Annotated in this window: 20 protein-coding genes; 11 read left to right on the top strand and 9 right to left on the bottom strand. The window is 61.4% G+C overall.

Annotated features, from left to right (window positions below):
* The first annotated feature begins 133 nt into the window (after positions 1-133).
* Positions 134-1339 (top strand): aminotransferase class V-fold PLP-dependent enzyme, encoded by a 1206-nt coding sequence (locus tag AAIS01_RS07900; protein ID WP_343468522.1) that lies wholly within the window; start codon positions 134-136, stop codon positions 1337-1339.
* Positions 1336-1740 (top strand): SufE family protein, encoded by a 405-nt coding sequence (locus tag AAIS01_RS07895; protein ID WP_343468521.1) that lies wholly within the window; start codon positions 1336-1338, stop codon positions 1738-1740. Before AAIS01_RS07900 ends, AAIS01_RS07895 begins: the two co-directional genes overlap by 4 nt.
* A gap of 141 nt (positions 1741-1881) precedes the next feature.
* Here AAIS01_RS07895 and tcdA read toward each other — a convergent pair whose 3' ends face one another.
* Positions 1882-2700, bottom strand: a complete 819-nt coding sequence (gene tcdA, locus AAIS01_RS07890) for a tRNA cyclic N6-threonylcarbamoyladenosine(37) synthase TcdA (RefSeq protein ID WP_343468520.1) — start codon at positions 2698-2700, stop codon at positions 1882-1884.
* 389 nt (positions 2701-3089) lie between these two features.
* Between tcdA and dapE the strand changes: the two genes are divergently transcribed.
* From dapE to AAIS01_RS07870, 3 genes are all read left to right on the top strand, one after another.
* Positions 3090-4241: a succinyl-diaminopimelate desuccinylase gene (gene dapE / locus AAIS01_RS07880; RefSeq protein WP_343468519.1), complete on the top strand. Its 1152-nt coding sequence runs from the start codon at positions 3090-3092 to the stop codon at positions 4239-4241.
* Positions 4241-5050, top strand: a complete 810-nt coding sequence (locus AAIS01_RS07875; RefSeq protein WP_343468518.1) for a putative RNA methyltransferase — start codon at positions 4241-4243, stop codon at positions 5048-5050. Before dapE ends, AAIS01_RS07875 begins: the two co-directional genes overlap by 1 nt.
* A gap of 83 nt (positions 5051-5133) precedes the next feature.
* Positions 5134-5511 (top strand): hypothetical protein, encoded by a 378-nt coding sequence (locus AAIS01_RS07870; RefSeq protein WP_063322778.1) that lies wholly within the window; start codon positions 5134-5136, stop codon positions 5509-5511.
* A gap of 182 nt (positions 5512-5693) precedes the next feature.
* Here the strand turns inward: AAIS01_RS07870 and AAIS01_RS07865 are convergent, their stop codons facing one another.
* On the bottom strand, positions 5694-5903 hold the full coding sequence (locus tag AAIS01_RS07865; protein WP_003184959.1) for a cold-shock protein: 210 nt from the start codon (positions 5901-5903) through the stop codon (positions 5694-5696).
* A 226-nt stretch (positions 5904-6129) separates the two neighbouring features.
* Here AAIS01_RS07865 and plsB point away from each other — a divergent pair, with 226 nt between their 5' ends.
* The 4 genes from plsB (at position 6130) to AAIS01_RS07845 (ending at position 10416) form a co-directional block, all read left to right on the top strand.
* On the top strand, positions 6130-8628 hold the full coding sequence (gene plsB / locus AAIS01_RS07860; RefSeq protein WP_343468517.1) for a glycerol-3-phosphate 1-O-acyltransferase PlsB: 2499 nt from the start codon (positions 6130-6132) through the stop codon (positions 8626-8628).
* Positions 8629-8817: 189 nt separating this feature from the next.
* Positions 8818-9192: a hypothetical protein gene (locus AAIS01_RS07855; RefSeq protein WP_343468516.1), complete on the top strand. Its 375-nt coding sequence runs from the start codon at positions 8818-8820 to the stop codon at positions 9190-9192.
* A 96-nt stretch (positions 9193-9288) separates the two neighbouring features.
* Entirely contained in the window at positions 9289-9693 is a 405-nt protein-coding gene (locus AAIS01_RS07850) for a YbaY family lipoprotein (RefSeq protein ID WP_343468515.1), read from the top strand.
* A gap of 33 nt (positions 9694-9726) precedes the next feature.
* Positions 9727-10416, top strand: coding sequence for a DUF4197 domain-containing protein (locus tag AAIS01_RS07845; RefSeq protein ID WP_343468514.1), 690 nt, complete (start codon positions 9727-9729; stop codon positions 10414-10416).
* 132 nt (positions 10417-10548) lie between these two features.
* Here the strand turns inward: AAIS01_RS07845 and AAIS01_RS07840 are convergent, their stop codons facing one another.
* Positions 10549-13614: an efflux RND transporter permease subunit gene (locus AAIS01_RS07840; RefSeq protein ID WP_343468513.1), complete on the bottom strand. Its 3066-nt coding sequence runs from the start codon at positions 13612-13614 to the stop codon at positions 10549-10551.
* Positions 13615-13620: 6 nt separating this feature from the next.
* The gene (locus tag AAIS01_RS07835; protein WP_343468512.1) at positions 13621-14721 is read right to left on the bottom strand and encodes an efflux RND transporter periplasmic adaptor subunit; all 1101 of its coding nucleotides are present in this window, start codon (positions 14719-14721) and stop codon (positions 13621-13623) included.
* 94 nt (positions 14722-14815) lie between these two features.
* Here AAIS01_RS07835 and AAIS01_RS07830 point away from each other — a divergent pair, with 94 nt between their 5' ends.
* On the top strand, positions 14816-15460 hold the full coding sequence (locus tag AAIS01_RS07830; RefSeq protein WP_343468511.1) for a TetR/AcrR family transcriptional regulator: 645 nt from the start codon (positions 14816-14818) through the stop codon (positions 15458-15460).
* Between the two features lie 134 nt (positions 15461-15594).
* On the opposite strand, the gene AAIS01_RS07825 is transcribed toward AAIS01_RS07830, so the two are convergent.
* A complete protein-coding gene (locus tag AAIS01_RS07825; protein ID WP_343468510.1) occupies positions 15595-16377 on the bottom strand; it encodes a class I SAM-dependent methyltransferase in 783 nt (260 codons plus the stop codon).
* 91 nt (positions 16378-16468) lie between these two features.
* Between AAIS01_RS07825 and AAIS01_RS07820 the strand changes: the two genes are divergently transcribed.
* A complete protein-coding gene (locus AAIS01_RS07820; protein WP_343468509.1) occupies positions 16469-17089 on the top strand; it encodes an energy transducer TonB in 621 nt (206 codons plus the stop codon).
* A gap of 1 nt (position 17090) precedes the next feature.
* Here the strand turns inward: AAIS01_RS07820 and AAIS01_RS07815 are convergent, their stop codons facing one another.
* The 4 genes from AAIS01_RS07815 to AAIS01_RS07800 are packed head-to-tail and all read right to left on the bottom strand — an operon-like array spanning position 17091 to position 19829.
* Entirely contained in the window at positions 17091-17789 is a 699-nt protein-coding gene (locus tag AAIS01_RS07815) for an extensin-like domain-containing protein (protein ID WP_343468508.1), read from the bottom strand.
* Between the two features lie 16 nt (positions 17790-17805).
* Positions 17806-18627 (bottom strand): isocitrate lyase/PEP mutase family protein, encoded by an 822-nt coding sequence (locus AAIS01_RS07810; RefSeq protein WP_343468507.1) that lies wholly within the window; start codon positions 18625-18627, stop codon positions 17806-17808.
* Between the two features lie 33 nt (positions 18628-18660).
* Complete coding sequence (locus AAIS01_RS07805; protein WP_343468506.1) at positions 18661-19521, bottom strand: DUF72 domain-containing protein; 861 nt, start codon at positions 19519-19521, stop codon at positions 18661-18663.
* On the bottom strand, positions 19521-19829 hold the full coding sequence (locus AAIS01_RS07800; protein WP_047227537.1) for a hypothetical protein: 309 nt from the start codon (positions 19827-19829) through the stop codon (positions 19521-19523). Before AAIS01_RS07800 ends, AAIS01_RS07805 begins: the two co-directional genes overlap by 1 nt.
* Positions 19830-19879: the final 50 nt, after the last annotated feature.

The raw sequence follows: 19879 nt of genomic DNA, 5'->3' as shown, positions 1-19879 counted from the left end.
CTCGCGATGAACGATGACGCGGATGACGCGGTCTTGCAGTTAAACCGTGTCGCTGCCATCGCGAGCAAGCTCGGCTCCCACAAAAAAGCCCGCTCCCACAAGGTCCGGCGTAACTCCAGCAGGGCCCGAAAGCATGTTGATCCAATCCCCCTGGCGTGCCGATTTCCCGGCCATCGCCGCCCTGCAACGGCAAGGCCAGACCTACCTGGACAACGCCGCCACCACGCAAAAACCCCAGGCCCTGCTGGACGCTCTGGCGCATTACTATGCCAATGGCGCGGCCAACGTGCACCGCGCGCAGCATCTGCCGGGCGCCCATGCGACCCAGGCCTTCGAAGACAGCCGACTCAAAGTGTCGCAATGGCTCAATGCAGGGGATTGCGGGCAAATCGTCTTCACCCATGGCGCCACTTCGGCGCTGAATCTTCTGGCCTATGGACTGGAACATCTCTTCAATCCGGGCGATGAAATCGTCATCAGCGCCCTGGAACACCACGCCAACCTGCTGCCGTGGCAACAACTGGCCGAGCGTCGTGCGCTGACGCTGGTGGTGCTGCCGCTGGATGCCGACGGGGTGATCGATGCTGGCGCCGCCGCCGAACTGATCGGCCCACGTACGCGCCTGCTGGCAGTGAGCCAGTTGTCCAACGTGCTGGGTACTGGGCAGCCCTTACCAGCGCTATTGGCCCTGGCCAAGGCCCAGAGCGCGCTGACGGTGATCGATGGCGCCCAGGGCGTGGTTCATGGCCGTCACGATGTGGAGGCACTGGGCTGCGACTTTTATGTATTTTCCAGCCACAAGCTCTATGGCCCCGAAGGACTGGGCGTGCTGTTCGGCCGTACCGAAGCCCTTGGCAAGCTGCGCCATTGGCAGTTCGGCGGCGAAATGGTGCAACAGGCCGATTACCACAGCGCCACGTTCCGTCCTGCGCCGCTGGGCTTCGAGGCCGGCACGCCGCCGATTGCCAGCGTGATCGGGTTGGGCGCGACCCTGGACTACCTGTCCACCCTCGATCCGCAAGCGGTCATCGAGCATGAAGCGGCGCTGCATGACTACCTGCTCCACGGGCTGCTGGCCCGCAACGGCGTCCGCCTGGTGGGCAAGCCGAGCCTGGCCCTGGTCAGCTTCGTGGTCGAAGGCGTGCACAACGCCGACCTGGCCCACTTGCTGACCGAACAAGGCATCGCTGTACGCGCCGGGCATCACTGCGCCATGCCGCTGTTCAAGCATCTGAAGCTGTCCGGGGCGATTCGGGTGTCGCTGGCGCTGTACAACGACTCGGCCGATATCGAACGCTTCTTCGAAGCGCTGGACCAGGCCCTGGAGATGCTCCGATGAACCTGCCGGCCGACGCGGCCACAGCGCTGCAAGTTTTTCAGGACGCATCGGGTTGGGAACAGCGCGCCCGGCTGCTGATGCAATGGGGCGAGCGTCTGCCGCCCTTGGGCGACGAGGACAAGTGCGAGACCAACCTCGTCCACGGCTGTGAGAGCCAGGTATGGTTGGTGGGTCGCTTGCACGACGGGCACTGGCAGTTTTGCGCCAGTAGCGATGCGCGGTTGATCCGTGGGTTGGTGGCGTTGCTGCTGGCGCGGGTCAATGGGTTGTCTGCCGTGGAGTTGCGGCAGGTGGATTTACCGGATTGGTTCAACCAGCTGGGATTGTCCCGGCAGTTGTCGCCGTCGCGTAGCAATGGTTTGAATGCGGTGTTGAAGCGGATGCTTGAGTTGACTCAATGATTGTGGTGAGGGGATTTATCCCCGTTGGGCTGCGAAGCAGCCCTAAAGCAGTCAACTCAAACTGTCTGACACAGCGCATTGTTAGGTTTGAGGGCTGCTTCGCAGGCCAGCGGGGATAAATCCCCTCGCCACATAAAGCGCTCAGTGCCCGGGCTTAACCCGGTCCGCCGGTCGCCGCACACCCGCCACAATCTTATCCACAGCCTTGGTCGCCGCGACCATGCCAAACGTCGCGGTCACCATCATCACCGCGCCAAACCCACCAGCGCAGTCGAGCTTGACGCCATCGCCGACAAAACTCTTCTGCAGGCAAATGCTGCCGTCGGGCTTGGGGTAGCGCAGTTGTTCGGTCGAGAACACGCAGGGCACGCTGTAGTGGCGGGTCACCGTGCGGGAAAAACCGTAGTCGCGGCGCAAGGTAGAACGCACTTTCGAGGCCAGTGGATCGTTGAACGTGCGGTTCAGGTCGCAGACCTGGATCAGCGTCGGGTCGATCTGCCCGCCCGCGCCGCCGGTGGTGATGATCTGGATCTTGCGGCGTTTGCACCAGGCGATCAGCGCCGCCTTGGCGTTGACGCTGTCGATGCAGTCGATCACGCAGTCGATGTTCGGCGTGATGTACTCGGCCATGGTGTCGCGGGTGACGAAATCCGCCACGGCATGCACCGTGCAGTCGGGGTTGATGCCGCGCAAGCGCTCGGCCATCACCTCGACCTTGGGTTTGCCGACGGTGCTGTCCAGGGCGTGCAATTGGCGGTTGGCATTGCTGACGCAGACATCGTCCAGGTCGAACAGGGAGATCTCACCCACGCCGCACCGGGCGATGGCTTCCGCCGCCCAGGAACCAACGCCGCCCACCCCGACAATCGCCACATGGGCCGCCCGCAGGCGCTCCAGGCCTTCGATGCCGTACAAACGGGCGATGCCGGCAAACCGTGGATCTTCTGTACTCATGACCATTACCCCAAAAACCGGCGCGCATTATAGGGCTTTGTCGTAACAATTTAAGCAAAACCTCTGTGGGAGCGAGCTTGCTCGCGAAAGCGGTGTATCAGTCGACATCGATGCTGGCTGATCCGACGCCATCGCGAGCAAGCTCGCTCCCACAGGTTCTGTGTCACACACCGTCGGCATACTTGGGCCCATGCTGGTCGTTTTGCTATAAGATAACCGCCATTTTGCGAGCCTTGGCCAAACACAACCCAACGGCCAAACTCAGGACCTGTGGGAGCGGGCTTGCTCGCGAAAGCGGTGTGTCAGTCACACATGTATCGCCTGATACACCGCTTTCGCGAGCAAGCCCGCTTCCACAGAGCCCGTGTTTCCTTTCCATGTTTCCGGAGTTCTCCATGACGGCCCACGCCGACCTCTCGCCGACCCTGCAACTCGCCTGCGACCTGATCCGCCGTCCGTCCGTGACGCCGGTGGATGCCGATTGCCAGAAACTGATGATGCAGCGCCTGGGCAACGCGGGTTTCCAGCTCGAGCCGATGCGCATCGAGGATGTGGATAACTTCTGGGCCAGCCACGGCAAGCATGACGGTCCGGTGCTATGTTTCGCCGGGCACACCGACGTGGTGCCGACCGGTCCGGTACAAGCCTGGCAGCTCGATCCGTTCGATGCGGTCATCGATGAACACGGTATGCTCTGTGGTCGCGGCGCGGCGGACATGAAGGGCAGCCTGGCGGCGATGGTGGTGGCAGCGGAGCGGTTTGTCGCCGACTACCCGGACCACAAAGGCTCGATCACCTTTCTGATCACCAGCGACGAAGAAGGCCCGGCCCACCATGGCACCAAGGCCGTGGTCGAGCGCCTCAAGGCCCGCCAGGAACGCCTGGACTGGTGCATCGTCGGCGAGCCGTCGAGCACCACCCTGGTGGGTGACGTGGTCAAGAACGGCCGCCGTGGCTCCCTCGGCGCCAAACTGACGGTGCGCGGCAAGCAAGGCCACGTGGCCTATCCGCACCTGGCGAAGAACCCCATCCATCTGGCGGCTCCAGCGCTGGCAGAGTTGGCCGCCGAGCATTGGGACCACGGCAACGACTTCTTCCCGCCCACCAGCTTCCAGATTTCCAACCTCAACTCCGGCACTGGCGCGACCAACGTGATCCCCGGCGACCTGGTGGCAGTGTTCAACTTCCGCTTCTCTACCGAGTCCACCGTCGAAGGCTTGCAGAAACGCGTCGCCAATATCCTAGACAAGCATCAACTGGACTGGCACATCGATTGGGCGTTGTCGGGCCTGCCGTTTCTCACCGAACCGGGCGCGTTGCTGGACGCCGTATCGTCGAGCATCAGGGACGTCACCGGCCGCGAAACAAAAGCATCCACCAGCGGTGGCACCTCCGATGGTCGCTTCATCGCCACCATGGGCACCCAAGTGGTGGAACTGGGGCCGGTCAACGCAACCATCCACCAGGTCAACGAACGCGTGCTGGCGGCCGACCTCGACGTGCTGACCGAGATCTACTACAAGACGCTGATCAAGTTGCTCGCCTGATGCTCGCCTGTCCGATCTGCAGTGAACCGCTGAGCGCCGTGGACAACGGCGTGGCGTGCCCGGCCGGCCATCGCTTCGACCGCGCGCGGCAGGGTTACCTGAACCTGCTGCCGGTGCAGCACAAGAACAGCCGCGACCCCGGCGATAACCAGGCCATGGTCGAAGCCCGGCGCGATTTTCTCAACGCCGGGCATTACGCCCCTGTCGCTCGGCGCCTGGCGGAACTGGCCGCCGAGCGTGCGCCCGGTCGCTGGCTGGACATCGGCTGTGGCGAAGGCTACTACACCGCACAAATCGCCAACGCCTTGCCCGATGCCGATGGCTACGCCCTGGATATTTCCCGGGAAGCGGTCAAACGTGCCTGCAAACGCGATCCCCGGCTGACCTGGTTGATCGCCAGCATGGCCCGCGTACCGCTGGCGGACGGCTGCTGCCAGTTCCTGGCCAGCGTGTTCAGCCCGCTGGACTGGCAGGAGGCCAAGCGCCTGCTCAGCCCCGGTGGCGGCCTGATGAAGGTGGGCCCGACCAGCGGCCATCTGATGGAGTTGCGCGAGCGGCTGTACGACGAAGTGCGCCAGTACACGGATGACAAGCACCTGGCCCTGGTGCCGGCGGGCATGATGCTCGATCACAGCGAAACCCTCGAATTCAAGCTCATGCTCACAAGTGCCCAGGACCGCGCCAACCTGTTGGCGATGACGCCCCACGGCTGGCGCGCCAGTGCCGAACGCCGCGCCAGCGTGATCGAGCAGGCTGAGCCGTTCGAGGTCACGGTGTCGATGCGCTACGATTATTTCGTTCTTCAATAACCTTTTGATTCCCGGCCTCGGGCAACCGCCAGAGGCCCGTTAAATCCGCGAATGGATTTTTCAAGACCGCAGTGAGGACATCCATGCGCCAACCCGATATCGAGATTTACCTCAAAGACGCCGACGTCGATCACAAGGCCATTGCCGCCTGGCTCGGCCAGGCCCTGGGCCCGTGCAGCGACTGGGTCCAGAAAGGCCAGACCTACAAGTGCAAGGCCGGCAACATCCCGGTGACCTGGCTGCCCAAGGCCGTGGGCAAATGGAACAGCCTGTACCTGGAAAGCGATCAGACCCCGTGGGAAGACGACATTGCCTGCGCCCGTGCAGCCTTTGCCGCGCTAAACGTCGAAGTGCGCTGCGCGCCCGGCTCGTGGGTGGAAGAAGAAGGTGAAGAATCGGCGGACCGCTGGATTCGCATCAGCGTTGATGGGGAAGAAGAGATTACCTGGAAGACGGCGTGACTATCTGAGGGCCTGCCACCATTGCGATGCCCGCCGCAGATAAAAATGTAAAAGCAGAACCCATGTGGGAGCGAGCCTGCTCGCGATAGCGGTGTAGCAGTCAATGATGTATTTGCCTGATACACCGCTATCGCGAGCAGGCTCGCTCCCACAATGGGTTTTGAATAGCCCCTGAACGCGGGTTACAACCCCACCACATCCTCAGCCTGCAAGCCCTTCTGCCCTTCCACCACCGCGTACTCGACCTGCTGGCCTTCCGTCAGGGAACGGTGCCCCTCACCGCGGATCGCGCGGTAATGCACGAATACATCCGCCCCGCCTTCACGCTGGATGAAGCCATAGCCTTTGGCGTCGTTGAACCACTTCACATTGCCGGTTTCGCGTGCTGCCATGATTGCTCACTCCCATTTTTATTTTTAAGTCGGCCTTTCGAGGGAAAGCCGTACGATCTTCGCCGCCGTCCAGCCGTCCACGAGGAAGGCAGAGGCAGTCAGCCGCCCGAGTATATGACAGACGCAAAAACTCTCAACTGACTTTACTTCGGCGCTTTTTTGCCGATTTTCGGCGAATCCGGCACACTAGCGGCCGCTTTATCTTATCCACTCATGCAGAAGCCGTATGACCCGTTCCCCGTTCCGCCGTCTTGTGTTTGGCACCCTGCGCCGACTGTTGTACCTCTGGGTTCGCTCCGAGACGATCAACCAGTCGTCCTTCACCCTTAACCTCGACCGCAGTCGTCCGGTGTTCTACGTTCTGCAGAACCCTTCGCTCACCGACCTGGCGGTGCTCGACACCGAGTGCACCAAGGCTGGCCTGCCTCGTCCGGTACTGCCGGTGTCTGTGGGCAACCTGCTGGAACCGGCAGCGTTTTTCTACCTGACCCCGGCGCCGGACTGGCTCGGCCGGCAGGACAAACGTGGCGCGCCGCCGACCCTGACACGGCTGGTCAATGCCCTGACCCACAACGCCGCCGAAGACGCGCAGATCATCCCGGTCAGCGTGTTCTGGGGGCAGTCGCCCGACAGCGAATCCAGCCCGTGGAAACTGTTGTTCGCCGACAGCTGGGCGGTCACCGGCCGTCTGCGTCGCTTGCTGAGCATCATGATCCTGGGGCGCAAGACCCGCGTGCAGTTTTCCGCGCCGATCCATTTGCGCGAACTGATCGAGCACGACAAGGGTCACGAACGCACCGTGCGCATGGCCCAGCGGATCCTGCGGGTGCATTTTCGCAATTTGAAAGCAGCGGTCATCGGCCCCGACATTTCTCACCGACGCAACCTGGTCAAGGGTCTGCTGAACCAGCCGCTGGTCAAACAGGCGATTGTCGACGAGGCCGAGCGGGAAAAAATCACCCCGGAAAAAGCCAAGGCCCAAGCCCTGCGCTACGGCAACGAGATCGCGTCGGACTACACCTACACCGCGATACGTTTCCTGGAAGTGGTGCTGAGCTGGTTCTGGAACAAGATCTACGACGGCATCAAGGTCAACCACATCGAAGGCGTGCAGAACGTCGCCCAGGGCCACGAAGTCATCTACGTGCCGTGCCACCGCAGCCATATCGACTACCTGCTGCTGTCGTACCTGCTGTTTCGCAACGGCCTGACCCCGCCGCACATCGCCGCCGGCATCAACCTCAACATGCCGGTGATCGGCGGCCTGTTGCGCCGTGGCGGGGCGTTTTTCATGCGTCGTACCTTCAAAGGCAACCCGCTCTACACCGCGGTGTTCAACGAATACCTGCACACGCTGTTCACCAAAGGCTTCCCGGTGGAATATTTCGTCGAGGGCGGTCGCTCGCGCACCGGGCGCATGCTGCAACCCAAGACCGGCATGCTCGCCATCACCTTGCGCAGCTTCCTGCGCTCATCGCGCATGCCCATCGTGTTCGTGCCGGTCTACATCGGCTATGAGCGGGTCCTGGAAGGCCGCACCTACCTGGGTGAACTGCGTGGGGCGAGCAAGAAGAAAGAATCGATCTTCGACATCTTCAAGGTCATCGGCGCCCTCAAGCAGCGTTTCGGCCAGGTGGCGGTGAACTTCGGCGAGCCGATCAAACTGGCGGAATTTCTCGACAGCGAACAGCCTGGCTGGCGCCAACAGGAGCTGGGCCCGCAATTCAAACCGGCCTGGCTCAACGCAACCACCCACCGCCTCGGCGAGCGGGTGGCCCGACACTTGAACGAAGCGGCGGCCATCAACCCGGTCAATCTGGTCGCCCTGGCGCTGCTCTCCACCAGCCGCCTGGCCCTGGACGACCGTGCCATGGCCCGGGTGCTGGACCTGTACCTGGCGTTGCTGCGCAAGGTGCCGTACTCGCCCCACACCACCTTGCCCGAGGGCGATGGTCGAGCGCTGATCGAGCACGTCAAAGGCATGCACCTGCTGTCGGAACAGAGCGACGCCCTGGGCAAGATTCTGTATCTGGACGAGCAGAACGCGGTGCTGATGACCTACTACCGCAACAACGTGCTGCACATCTTCGCCCTGCCGGCGTTGCTGGCGAGTTTCTTCCAGAGCACCTCGCGCATGAGCCGCGAACAGCTCCTGCGCTACACCCGCGCCTTGTACCCCTACCTGCAATCGGAGCTGTTCATTCGCTGGTCACTGGAAGAACTGGACGCCGTGGTCGACCAATGGCTCGACGCGTTCGTCGAACAGGGCCTGCTGCGTTTCGAAAAAGACCTGTACTTGCGTCCGGCCCCAAGTTCGCGGCATTTCGTGCTGCTGACCCTGTTGTCCAAGAGCATCGCGCAGACCTTGCAGCGCTTCTACATGACCGTCTCCCTGCTGCTCAACAGCGGCCAGAACAGCATCAGCGCCGAAGAACTGGAAGACCTCTGCACGGTCATGGCCCAGCGTCTGTCGATCCTGCACGGTCTGAACGCACCGGAATTCTTCGACAAGAGTCTGTTCCGGCATTTCATCCAGACCATGCTGGACCTGGACGTGCTGCGCCGAGACGAAGCCGGCAAGCTGAGCTATCACGAGCTGCTGGGTGAACTGGCCGAAGGTGCGGCCAAGCGGGTCCTGCCGGCGGAGATCCGTTTATCGATCCGTCAGGTGGCGTTGCATCGCAGTGAAGATGCGGCGGAAATCGCCGTCAGTCCGGACAGTTGAACGTTGCCGATCACTCACCGAGAAACATGGAACGGTTCCGGTGAGTTGATGGGCCAGTCAACGAGCTTGCTCCGACGCTTCGGAGCGGCTAAAGCGACGTCAAACGAAGAAAAGACTTACAGAGAACTTTGGAGCAGGCCTCTAGGATGGGCTCACGTCAATGTCGACGTACTGAAAAGGAAGTCAATCATGAAACATGCTATCAACGTAAAACTGCGTCTTCCCGATGAATATCAAGCGCCTCAAACAGGTGCCGGCCATTACGCAATCTCCATCAAAAAAACGACCGGACTGCCAGGCGCCTATCCTGAAATCAGCTCCAACGTGTTTCCCAATGGATCACCTTTGATCTTTTCCTTTCACATCGTCCCCGGTCATGACCCAGCCGTTGCTGGGGATGAGTTTTCGGTAAAGATGCAGATCAACCACGAAGGTACCGACCTCTTGGTTGATAACGAACATACCTTTATCTGGAATGGAGGTAGTCAAGAGGTCGAGATTGATTTGAGCCTGGCGTCGCTGTCGGACGCTGAAACTGCAAAAGAGACCGCATCCATCGACTGAGCCGTGATGTTTCGGCTGGATTTTTAGTTCTGGATGCTCCAGATTCGCTTTGACGCCGACACATTGCTGGCGTCAAAGCAAAAAGGTAATTCCAACATGAAAAAGCTCGTTCTACTTGTATTCAGTGCCTTACTGGCCGCTTGCCAATCAACAACGCTCCCCACCGCACCCACCAAGAGTCTCAACGGCGAGGTGTTTTATCTGCAACGCATCGCCCTGCCCGCTACCGCCATACTGACCGTGAGCCTGCAGGACGTTTCCCTGGCCGACGCCCCTGCGGCGATACTCGACCAACAGAGCGGCCCGATCAAAGGCCAGGTCCCCTTGCCGTTCAAGCTCAGTTATGATCAGTCACAGGTCAAGCCCGGCCATCGCTATGCCGTGAGCGCGCGCATTGAAGTGGACGGTCAGTTGATGTTCATCACGACCGAACAACACAGTGTGCAGCTCGATGGTAACGATCCCCAGCCGTTGAAGATCCGCGTCAACGCCGCACGCTGATTGCCCTTTCAAACTGTTTTCAAGGAAGCTGCCATGCTCCGCGCTACGCTCCGTTTCACCAGCCTGTGTGCCGGCCTATTGTTCTGCGCCAACACCATGGCCCTGTCCCTCGCCGACCTCTCGCAGAAGGACGCCACCGGCGGCCTCAAGGACGCCCTGACCCAGGGCGCCCAAGTAGCGGTCAAGCAGCTGGGCACACCCGGTGGCTTCAGCAACAACCCCGAAGTGAAGATCGAACTGCCGGGCAAGCTCGGTAAAGTCGCCAGCAAGATGAAAGCCTTTGGCATGGGCGATCAAGTCGAACAACTGGAAACCAGCATGAACCAGGCCGCTGAAGCCGCTGTGGTCCAGGCCCAGCCGATCCTGGTCAATGCCGTGAAGAACATGAGTGTGAGCGATGCCAAGGGGATCTTGAGCGGCGGCAACGACTCCGCTACGCAGTACCTGAACAAGAGCAGCCGCGAGCAGATTCGCGCCAAGTTCCTGCCCATCGTCAAACAAGCCACCGACAAGGTTGGCCTGGCGCAGAAATACAACACGTTCGCAGGCCAGGCCGCGACCTTCGGTGTGCTGGACGCCAAAAGCGCCAACATCGAAAACTACGTGACCGAACAAGCGCTGGACGGTCTGTTCGAGATGATCGGTAAACAGGAAGCCACCATCCGCCAGAACCCTGCGGCGGCGGCGAGCAGTTTGGCGAAGAAGGTGTTTGGCACCCTTTAAATCACATCACAAAACCCTTGTGGCGAGGGAGCTTGCTCCCGCTCGGTTGCGCAGCAACCGCAAAAGCTTAGGGCCGCTGCGCGGCCCAGCGGGAGCAAGCTCCCTCGCCACAGTCCAGTGTGCAGCTGTTGATCAGGTTTTCTTGACCCTGAACCACGCCGCATACAACGCCGGCAAAAACAACAGCGTCAACGCCGTCGCCACGATCAGCCCACCCATGATCGCCACCGCCATCGGGCCAAAGAACAGGCTGCGCGACAGCGGGATCATCGCCAGCACCGCCGCCAGCGCGGTAAGCACAATCGGGCGGAAGCGTCGCACCGTGGCTTCGATGATCGCCTGCCACGGCGCCAGCCCACTCTTGATGTCCTGTTCGATCTGGTCCACCAGGATCACCGAGTTGCGCATGATCATCCCCGACAACGCGATGGTGCCCAGCATGGCGACAAAACCGAACGGCTGACGGAACACCAGCAGGAACAGCGTGACGCCGATCAGCCCCAGGGGCGCGGTGAGAAACACCATGGCCGTGCGCGAAAAACTGCGCAGTTGCAGCATCAACAACGTCAGCACTACGACGATGAACAGCGGCACCCCAGCGTTCACTGACGCCTGACCACGGGCGGCATCCTCTACCGTACCGCCTACTTCCAGCAGGTAACCGTCCGGCAGCTCGGCGCGAATAGGGTCCAGGGTCGGGAAGATCTGCTGTACCAGGCTCGCCGGTTGTTCCTTGCCATAGATATCAGCCCGCACGGTCACACTGGGCAGGCGATTGCGGTGCCAGATCACACCTTCTTCGAAGCCGTATTCCAGCGTCGCGATTTGCGACAGCGCAACGCTTGTACCATTGTCGGTCGGCACCGCCAGGCTCGGCAGCAGGGACAATTCGCTGCGCTCATGCAACGTACCGCGCAGCAGAATCTCGATCAGTTCGTTGTCTTCCCGGTACTGGCTGACGCTGGAGCCGGTCAGGGAGCTGCGCAAAAAGCTCGACAGGTTCGCCGTGCTCACGCCCAACGCTCGGGCACGGTCCTGATCGACATTCAGGTACACCACCTTGCTCGGCTCTTCCCAATCCAGATGCACGTTGGCCACGTAGGGATTTTCACGCACCTTGGTCGCCACTTTCCGCGCCAGGGCCCGGACTTGTTCGATGTGCTCACCGGTCACACGAAACTGCACCGGATAGCCAACCGGCGGACCATTCTCCAGGCGCGTGACCCGCGAGCGCAGGGCCGGGAACTGTTCGTTCAACGTAGTGATCAACCAACTGCGCAGGGGCTCGCGGTCTTCGATGGTCTTGGCCAGCACCACGAACTGGGCAAAGCTGGGGGCTGGCAGTTGTTGGTCCAGCGGCAGGTAGAAGCGTGGAGAACCGGTGCCCACATAAGCCACGTAGTTGTCGATGCCCGCGTGGTCCTTGAGCAGCGCTTCAAGGCGCTTGACCTGCTCGGCGGTGTTGCTCAGGGAGGCGCCTTCGGCCAGCTTCAGATCGACCATCAACTCCAGCCGCCCCGAGGCCGGGAAGAACTGTTGCGGCACGAAACGGAACAGCGCCACCGAGCCCACAAATAACAGCACGGTCAGCACGATGACGGTTTTGCGCCGCCGCACGCACCACTCCACCAAGCGCCGGACACGCTGGTAGAACGGCGTGCCGTAGGGGTCGAACTGGCCATCAGCGCTGCCGTGTTTGGCGGCATGAATTTTCGCCAGGTCCGGCAGCAGTTTCTCCCCCAGATACGGCACGAACACCACCGCGGCCACCCAGGAAGCCAGCAGCGCCAGGGTGACGACCTGGAAAATCGAACGGGTGTACTCGCCGGTGCCTGATTGCGCCGTGGCGATCGGCAGGAAACCCGCAGCGGTGATCAGCGTACCGGTGAGCATCGGGAATGCGGTGCTGGTCCAGGCATAACTGGCAGCCTTGATCCGGTCGAAGCCTTGCTCCATTTTGATCGCCATCATCTCCACCGCGATGATCGCGTCATCCACCAGCAGGCCCAACGCCAACACCAGTGCGCCAAGGGAAATCTTGTGCAGGCCGATGCCCAGGTAATACATCGCGGCGAAGGTCATCGCCAGCACCAGCGGAATGGCCAGGGCGACCACCATCCCGGTCCGCAGGCCGAGGGAGAAAAAGCTCACCAGCAACACAATCGTCAGGGCTTCCACCAGCACCTGAACGAACTCGCCGACACCGGTTTTCACCGCCGCCGGCTGGTCTGAAACCTTACGCAACTGCATGCCGGCCGGCAGGTTGTTCTGGATACGGGCAAACTCGGTCTCCAGGGCCTTGCCCAGGATCAGGATGTCGCCGCCGTCCTTCATCGCCACGGCCAGCCCAATGGCATCTTCGGCCATGAAGCGCATGCGCGGGGCCGGCGGATCGTTGAAACCGCGATGCACGTCCGCGACATCGCCGATTCGGAACGTACGATCAGCGACACGAATGGGAAAGTCGCGAATCTCTTCTACTGTCTGAAAATTTCCCGATACTCGTAACTGGATTCGCTCGCTGCTGGTTTCAAAAAAGCCTGCGGTCGATATTGCGTTCTGCTCTTCCAACGCCTGCTGGACTGCCGCCAGCGGCACACCGAGGGTCGCCAGCTTCACGTTCGACAGTTCGATCCAGATTTTTTCGTCCTGCAAGCCCAGCAGCTCGACCTTGCCCACATCCTTGACCCGTTGCAGCTGGATCTGAATGCGATCGGCGTAATCCCTGAGCACGCCGTAGTCAAAACCGTCCCCCGTCAGCGCATAGATGTTGCCGAAGGTGGTGCCAAATTCATCGTTGAAAAACGGCCCCTGGATCCCCGGCGGCAAGGTGTGACGGATGTCGCTGACCTTCTTGCGGATCTGGTACCACAACTCGGGAATCTGCGCCGAATGCAGGGAGTCGCGGGCCATGAAAGTCACCTGGGATTCGCCCGGACGGGAGAACGAGACGATTCTTTCGTAATCGCCGGTTTCCATCAGCTTCTTTTCGATGCGTTCGGTGACCTGGCGAGACACCTCCTCGGCCGTGGCCCCCGGCCAGTTGGTGCGAATGACCATGGCCTTGAAGGTAAACGGCGGGTCTTCGCTCTGGCCGAGCTTGGTGTAGGAAAGCGCGCCGACGATGGCCAGCAGCAACATCAAAAACAGTACGATCTGGCGGTTGCGCAGCGCCCATTCGGAAAGATTGAAGCCCATCGGGGATTACTCCTTGACCGCCAGATTGACCACGCGGTTGGAGCGATCCACCGGCCGCACCTGCTGACCGTCGAGGAGCACATGCACACCGGCTGCGACGACCCAGTCATTGGGGCTCAGCCCTTCAAGCACCGGAACGGTTTTTTCGCCAAACGGACCGACGCGCACCGGGGCTTTTTTCAGGGTGTTATTACCGTTGACGATCCACACGTAAGTAGCGCCGTTCTCGGCGGTGAGTGCAGACAGTGGCACCGACAGCGACACCTTGTCGCCGGTCTGGATAAACACTCGGGCACTCTGGCCCAGCTCAGCCGGAACACTGCCGGCGGTGAAGGCAACGCGAGCGGCGAAGGTGCGGGATCTGGGATCGGCGGCTGGCGACAGTTCGCGAATGCGCCCGCTAAACCGCTGATCGGGCTGGCTCCATAACTCGACCGAAACCGGCTGGCCAATCTTGAATCGACCAAAGCCCTGCTCCGGCAGACTGATCAACACTTCACGCTCGCCATCGGTAGCGAGGGTGAACACCGTTTGACCGGCCGACACCACCTGCCCGACCTCCACGGAGCGCCGGGCCACCACGCCATCCTGAGGCGCGCGCAACACCGCGTAACTGGCCTGGTTGCTGGCGACATCGAATTCAGCCTTGATCTGCTTGAGCCGCGCGGCACCTGAACGGTAGAGGTTCTCTGCGTTGTCGTATTGGGAGCGGCTGACCATCTGCCGCTCCATCAAGGTTTTGTAGCGATCACGTTCAGCGCGCACCAGGTTCAGGTTGGCCTCGGCGGCAGCGACCTGGGCACGAGCCGCTTCCAGTTGCAGGCGCACATCCTGGGGATCGAGTTCGGCCAGGGGCTGGTTGGCCTTGACTCGCTGGCCCTCTTCGACCAGTCGTCGGCTCACTTTGCCGCCAATGCGAAAGGCCAAGTCTGGCTCGAATCGCGCCCTGACTTCACCCGGATAACTTTCCGTCGCCTGGCCCGAAGGCTCTGGCTGCACCACCATGGCGGGGCGCACGGCCAGGGACACGGGCTCGTCCTGGCCACACGCAGACAATAAAAAAATCAGGCTCACTGGCAGGGCGAGGGGCAAGGCATAGCGGAACATGGCGAGTGACCTTTCGCTAATGGTGCTTGGAATAATTATACTGGCGAGTATGTTATTAATAGCAAACTCACCAGTCCAGTATTAAAAGCGAAGAATGTCGAACAATCTTTCCCCTCCCAACGGCCCAGGCCGTCCAAAGGATCTGGCCAAGCGCCAAGCCATCCTCGACGCGGCAAAAAAACTCTTTGTGAGCCTGGGGTATGCCAATACCAGCATGGACGCAGTGGCCACTGAGGCCGGTGTGTCGAAGCTGACGGTCTACAGCCACTTCAACGACAAGGAAACGCTGTTTTCCGCTGCGGTGGTGGCCAAGTGCGAAGAGCAAGTGCCGCCGCTTTTCTTCGAATGGCCTGACGGCGTGCCGATCGAACATGTGTTGTTGAACATTGCCCGTGGTTTTCACCAACTGATCAACAGCGACGAATCGGTGAACCTGCATCGGTTGATCATGGCCTTGGGCAGCCAGGATCCTCAGTTGTCGACGATCTTCTTTGAAGCCGGCCCGCAACGGATGCTCTCAGGCATGGAACGGCTGCTGACCAAGGTCAACCAGAGCGGTGCTCTGAGCATCGACAAACCACGCCATGCCGCCGAGCATTTCTTCTGCCTGATCAAGGGCGCGGCGAATTTCCGCTTGCTGTATGGCTGCGGCGCACCGTTGGAAGCCGCGGCGGCCGAGGCGCATGTCGAGGAAGTGGTGGGGTTGTTTATGCGGGCTTATCGACCGCAGATCAGCTGATAGATTTTCGTCGACTGGGCGGGCCTCATCGCGAGCAGGCTCGCTCCCACAGGGTAAAGTGTTGATCACCCGTTCTGAGACCGACACACATCCGCTGTGGGAGCGAGCCTGCTCGCGATGCAGGCGACGCGGTCTCAGGCCTTGAGCGCCTTCTTGGGATAGATGTCGTAGCGACTGGACTTACCCTCCAGCCCGTGACTGGGTTTTGGTCCTTCGATACACGGTGCCTTGCGCGGGCGCTTGACCACGACTCGGTGGGTGGCCAGGGCCAGGGCCGCGGCCAACAGCGCTGGAGCGTCCAGGTCGTCGCCCACCAGCGGCCGGAACAGGCGCATTTCCTTCTTCACCAGGGCCGTTTTCTCACGATGAGGAAACATCGGGTCCAGGTAGATCACCTGGGGCGGCTCGCCCTGCCAGTTGCGCATCACCTCGATGGAGTTGCCCTTGAGCAAACGCATGCGGGCGATGATCGGCGCCACATCGAAATCCTCCGCTGCTCGCGCCAGGCCATCCTCAAGCAATGCGCCGATCAGCGGCTGGCGCTCGATCAGGCTCATTTCACAGCCCAGGCTGGCCAGCACAAACGCATCCTTGCCCAACCCGGCCGTGGCATCCAGCACACGCGGACGCACGCCCTGGGCGATACCGACAGCCTTGGCGATCATCTGGCCGCTACCGCCGCCGTACAAGCGGCGATGGGCCGCGCCGCCTTCAACGAAGTCCACCCGCACCGGCCCCGGCGCGTCCGGACCCAGTTGCTGCAATTGCAGCCCCTGCTCGCCGACCTGCAAGGCAAACTCGCCATCGTCCACCTGCAACGGCAGGCCAAGGCGCTGTGCCCAGTGCTCGGCCTGCGGCTGGAAGGCCGGGGCCAGGGCCTCGACATGGATGCGGCAGACCGCAGGTTGTTCATTCATGAAAACATGCTCAAAAAATTAAGGATCGGCAAAAACGGCCGATAACAACGGTGAACGGCATTTTGCCAGAGCTGAGCGTCGACCGAGAAAAATGTCAGACATTCAATCCACATCGATAGGCGTCATCTCCCCTTACGGCGATTACAGCCTGCGCAACACCCAAGCCCTGAGCGGCGTCAGTCACCTGTGGCAGGATTTTTTTGCCCGGGCCCTGGCCGATCAACTGGGTGAAAACGCACCGGCGCCTGGCAGCTACCAGCCAGTCGCCCTCGATGAGGCTGTTGAACCGACCCTCGGCGCCGAATTGCTCGAGCACATCGTCAGCCAGCGCAACTGCCAAGTGACAGAAACCCCAGTCAAACCGCCTGAGCCGCTGTTCCTGCCAATCGCTGAGTTTGAACTCGACCTGCTGGATAAACCCTTCCCGCCGTTCCCGCCGGAAGAAATCGCCACCCAGCAAAAACAGCAGACCTTCGAAAGCAACTGGGTTCGCCCTCTGGTTCTTGCCGCCGGCCAACCGCTGCCAGAACCGGGCCCAGCGCCTCAGCCACGTCCACTGCACCTGCCGATTGCCGAATTCGAACTGGACCTGCTGGACAAGCCGTTCCCGCCGTTCCCGGAAGAGGAACTGCTGGCACAGCGGAAGCAACTGGACTTCGATACCCGCTGGGCGCGCCCGATCGTGTTGCAGAACCTGCGCATCGCCGCCTGAGTCAGCGGCAAATCCACCAGGGCCCGACATCCAGATGAAAATGGTTGCGGTGCGCCGCGTTGTAGTCTGGGCTCAGGACCACGCTGAACATGTCACAGGCCCCGTCGCGCACCTGTCGCAGGAATTGGGCATGGGTGTTGTCCTTCGGCCAGTCCTTGAGCACGCTCACGCTGCGGCCGTCCGCCAGGCGAAAGCCGGCGATATCCAGCGCACTGGCCGTGGCATGCTGGCTGCGTGCCCCGCTCTCACGACCATACAGGTTGCGACAGGCGAAACTGCCCAGATGATCGACCCGCGCCACTTTCTGCCCATAGGTCGCCAGCGCCACCGGCTGCAGCGCATGCCGTTCAAATAAGGCGAACGCAACCGCCAGCGGGCAACTGGCCAGGAAACTGCTGCTCAGTGCCACCTCGCCGCCTTGCACCCTCAGCACATTGCTCAACGGGCAAGAGGCCTGGGGACTGCTGTCGGCCTGGCGAGTGACCCGCAGCCCCGACGTCGCGAGCGCCTGGTCGCACAACTGCGGATCGTTGCGCAGGGCCATGAGCTTGTAACGGGTCAGCAGGTTCGGCGGCACGTTGACGTCCAGGGGCGCCCAGGGATTCCACTGCGGTGGCACCGCCAGCCAGCCACGCCATACCCCCAGCACTGCAACGCCAACGACCAGCAGCAAGAACGTAAGACCTTTCAAAACCCGCACGACAATGCCTCGGGTCTCAACCCTTGAAGAGCTGGTTAGCCTGGTTGAAAGGCATCGAACGACGGGTGAAGGTGAACGAGCCTTGCTCGCGGATTTCCTCCGCGGCGCGGAAGAACTCGCCATACGCCGCCAGGGCCAGCGCGGAGCCGACACTGATGCGCTTGACGCCCATCTCGCTCAACTGTGCGACCGTCAGGTCCAGCGCGCCGGACATCAACACATTCACCGGTTTCGGCGCCACCGCCTGGACCACCGCCAGCACCTGCTCAGCCGAACTCAACCCCGGCGCGTACAACACGTCGGCACCGGCATCGGCGAAGGCCTTCAGGCGGCGGATCGTGTCATCCAGATCGGGATTGCCGTGGAGGAAGTTTTCCGCCCGGGCGGTCAGCACAAAGGGATACGGCAAACTGCGCACCGCCTCGGCCGCGGCTTTAACCCGCGCCACGGCATGCTCGAAGCCATAGATCGGACTGTCTTCACGGCCCGTGGCATCTTCAATGGAGCCACCTACCGCGCCGGCCTGCGCTGCGCGGACCAGGCTGCGAGCGCACGCCTCGGGCTCATCGGCAAAACCGTTCTCCAGATCGACCGCCACGGGCAGATCGGTGGCCGCCACAATCGCCCGGACATTGGCCAGGGTGTCATCCAGCCCCGCCGCACCATCGGGCCGTCCCAGGGAAAAAGCGTAACCGGCACTGGTGGTAGCCAGGGCCTCGAAGCCGAGGCTGGCAAGCATTTTTGCTGAACCGGCGTCCCACGGGTTGGGAATGACGAACGCGCCTTCGCGCTCATGCAGGGCTTTGAACGCCTGGGCTCGACGGGTTTGCGCATCCATGGAAATCACTCCTTGGCAGAGGAAATTTTCGCCTCAGAGCAAACCCAGTTGCTCGGCGGCGGGTTCTCTATATAGCTCAGGCAGGGCCGGCAAGCCAGGCAAACGGCTCATCAATCGGCTATGAAAGTGTTGCGCGAGTTTGGCCGCCAGCACGTTGTCGGCGGTGTGCAGAAAGATATAAGGCGTGCGCCCCTCTTCGATCCACCCGGCGATTTTCTCCACCCAGGGGGTCAGGAACGGTTCGTTGGCCTCCAGCAGCGGATGGCCGATGAAACGCACTTGCGGGCAGAGGGTGAACGCGGTCGGCCGGGGTGGGACTCGCGGTTTCTTCGATTGGGCATGGAGGATGGCCGGATCGGTCGAGGTGCAACTGAACAATGCCCGAGGATCCAGACAGATGCGTTCTACACCGCGATCAAGAAGCAGGCGGTTGAGCTGCCGTTCGGCATCGCCCTTGGCAAAGAAATCAGGGTGACGGACCTCCACGGCCAAGGGGCGCTCAAAGGCGTCGATGAAGCCCGCCAGCTCCGGCAATCGATTCGGGGTAAAGGCCTTCGATAGCTGCAACCAGAACGGTGACACCCGTTCGCCCAGGGGACTGAGCAATTGCACGAAGGTTTCGATGGCCGTCAGGTGCTCACGCAAATCGCCATTGTGGCTGATGTCACCGGGCAACTTGGCCGTAAAGCGAAACTGCTCGGGCATGGTCTCGGCCCAGCGCTGCACGATGGCCGCAGAGGGGCTTGCGTAGAAGGTCGTATTGCCTTCCACGGCGTTGAACACTTGAGAATAGAGTTTCAGGAAGTCGGAGCTCTTGGCGTCTTGCGGATAAAGATAATCGCGCCAGGCGTTTTCGCTCCAGGACGGGCAGCCCAGGTAATAAGGCAGCCCCATCAGATGTAGAGGTCGAGTCCCAGCACTTCCATATCCCAATCAACGAAACCGGCAGTGCTCAGGTAGCTGGCCAGGGCCGCGGATACACTGCGGCTCATCGCGCGGTGATACAGCATGTCTTGCTGACGGGCGGGAAGATTGCTCAGGCGTTGCGCCGAGGCTTTGGCAGCGCGGGCGGCCAGTTGCTCTTCGGACGGAAATTCCAGTTCGCCATCGATGTCATCGAAAGACTCATCCGCAGCAACTTTGCCGGCACGAGGCCTGCGTTTGATGGGGTAGGACTGGGATGAAACGCCGTCTATACGCATAACAGAATGCTCGGTATCAATGATGGCAATTTAGCGGCACTTTCGCAGCC

The organism is Pseudomonas halotolerans (assembly GCF_039581215.1).
In the GTDB taxonomy this organism is placed as follows: domain Bacteria; phylum Pseudomonadota; class Gammaproteobacteria; order Pseudomonadales; family Pseudomonadaceae; genus Aquipseudomonas; species Aquipseudomonas tehranensis.
The sequence above is the reverse complement of the archived record's forward strand: the minus strand, read 5'-3'. Positions and strand labels throughout refer to the sequence as shown.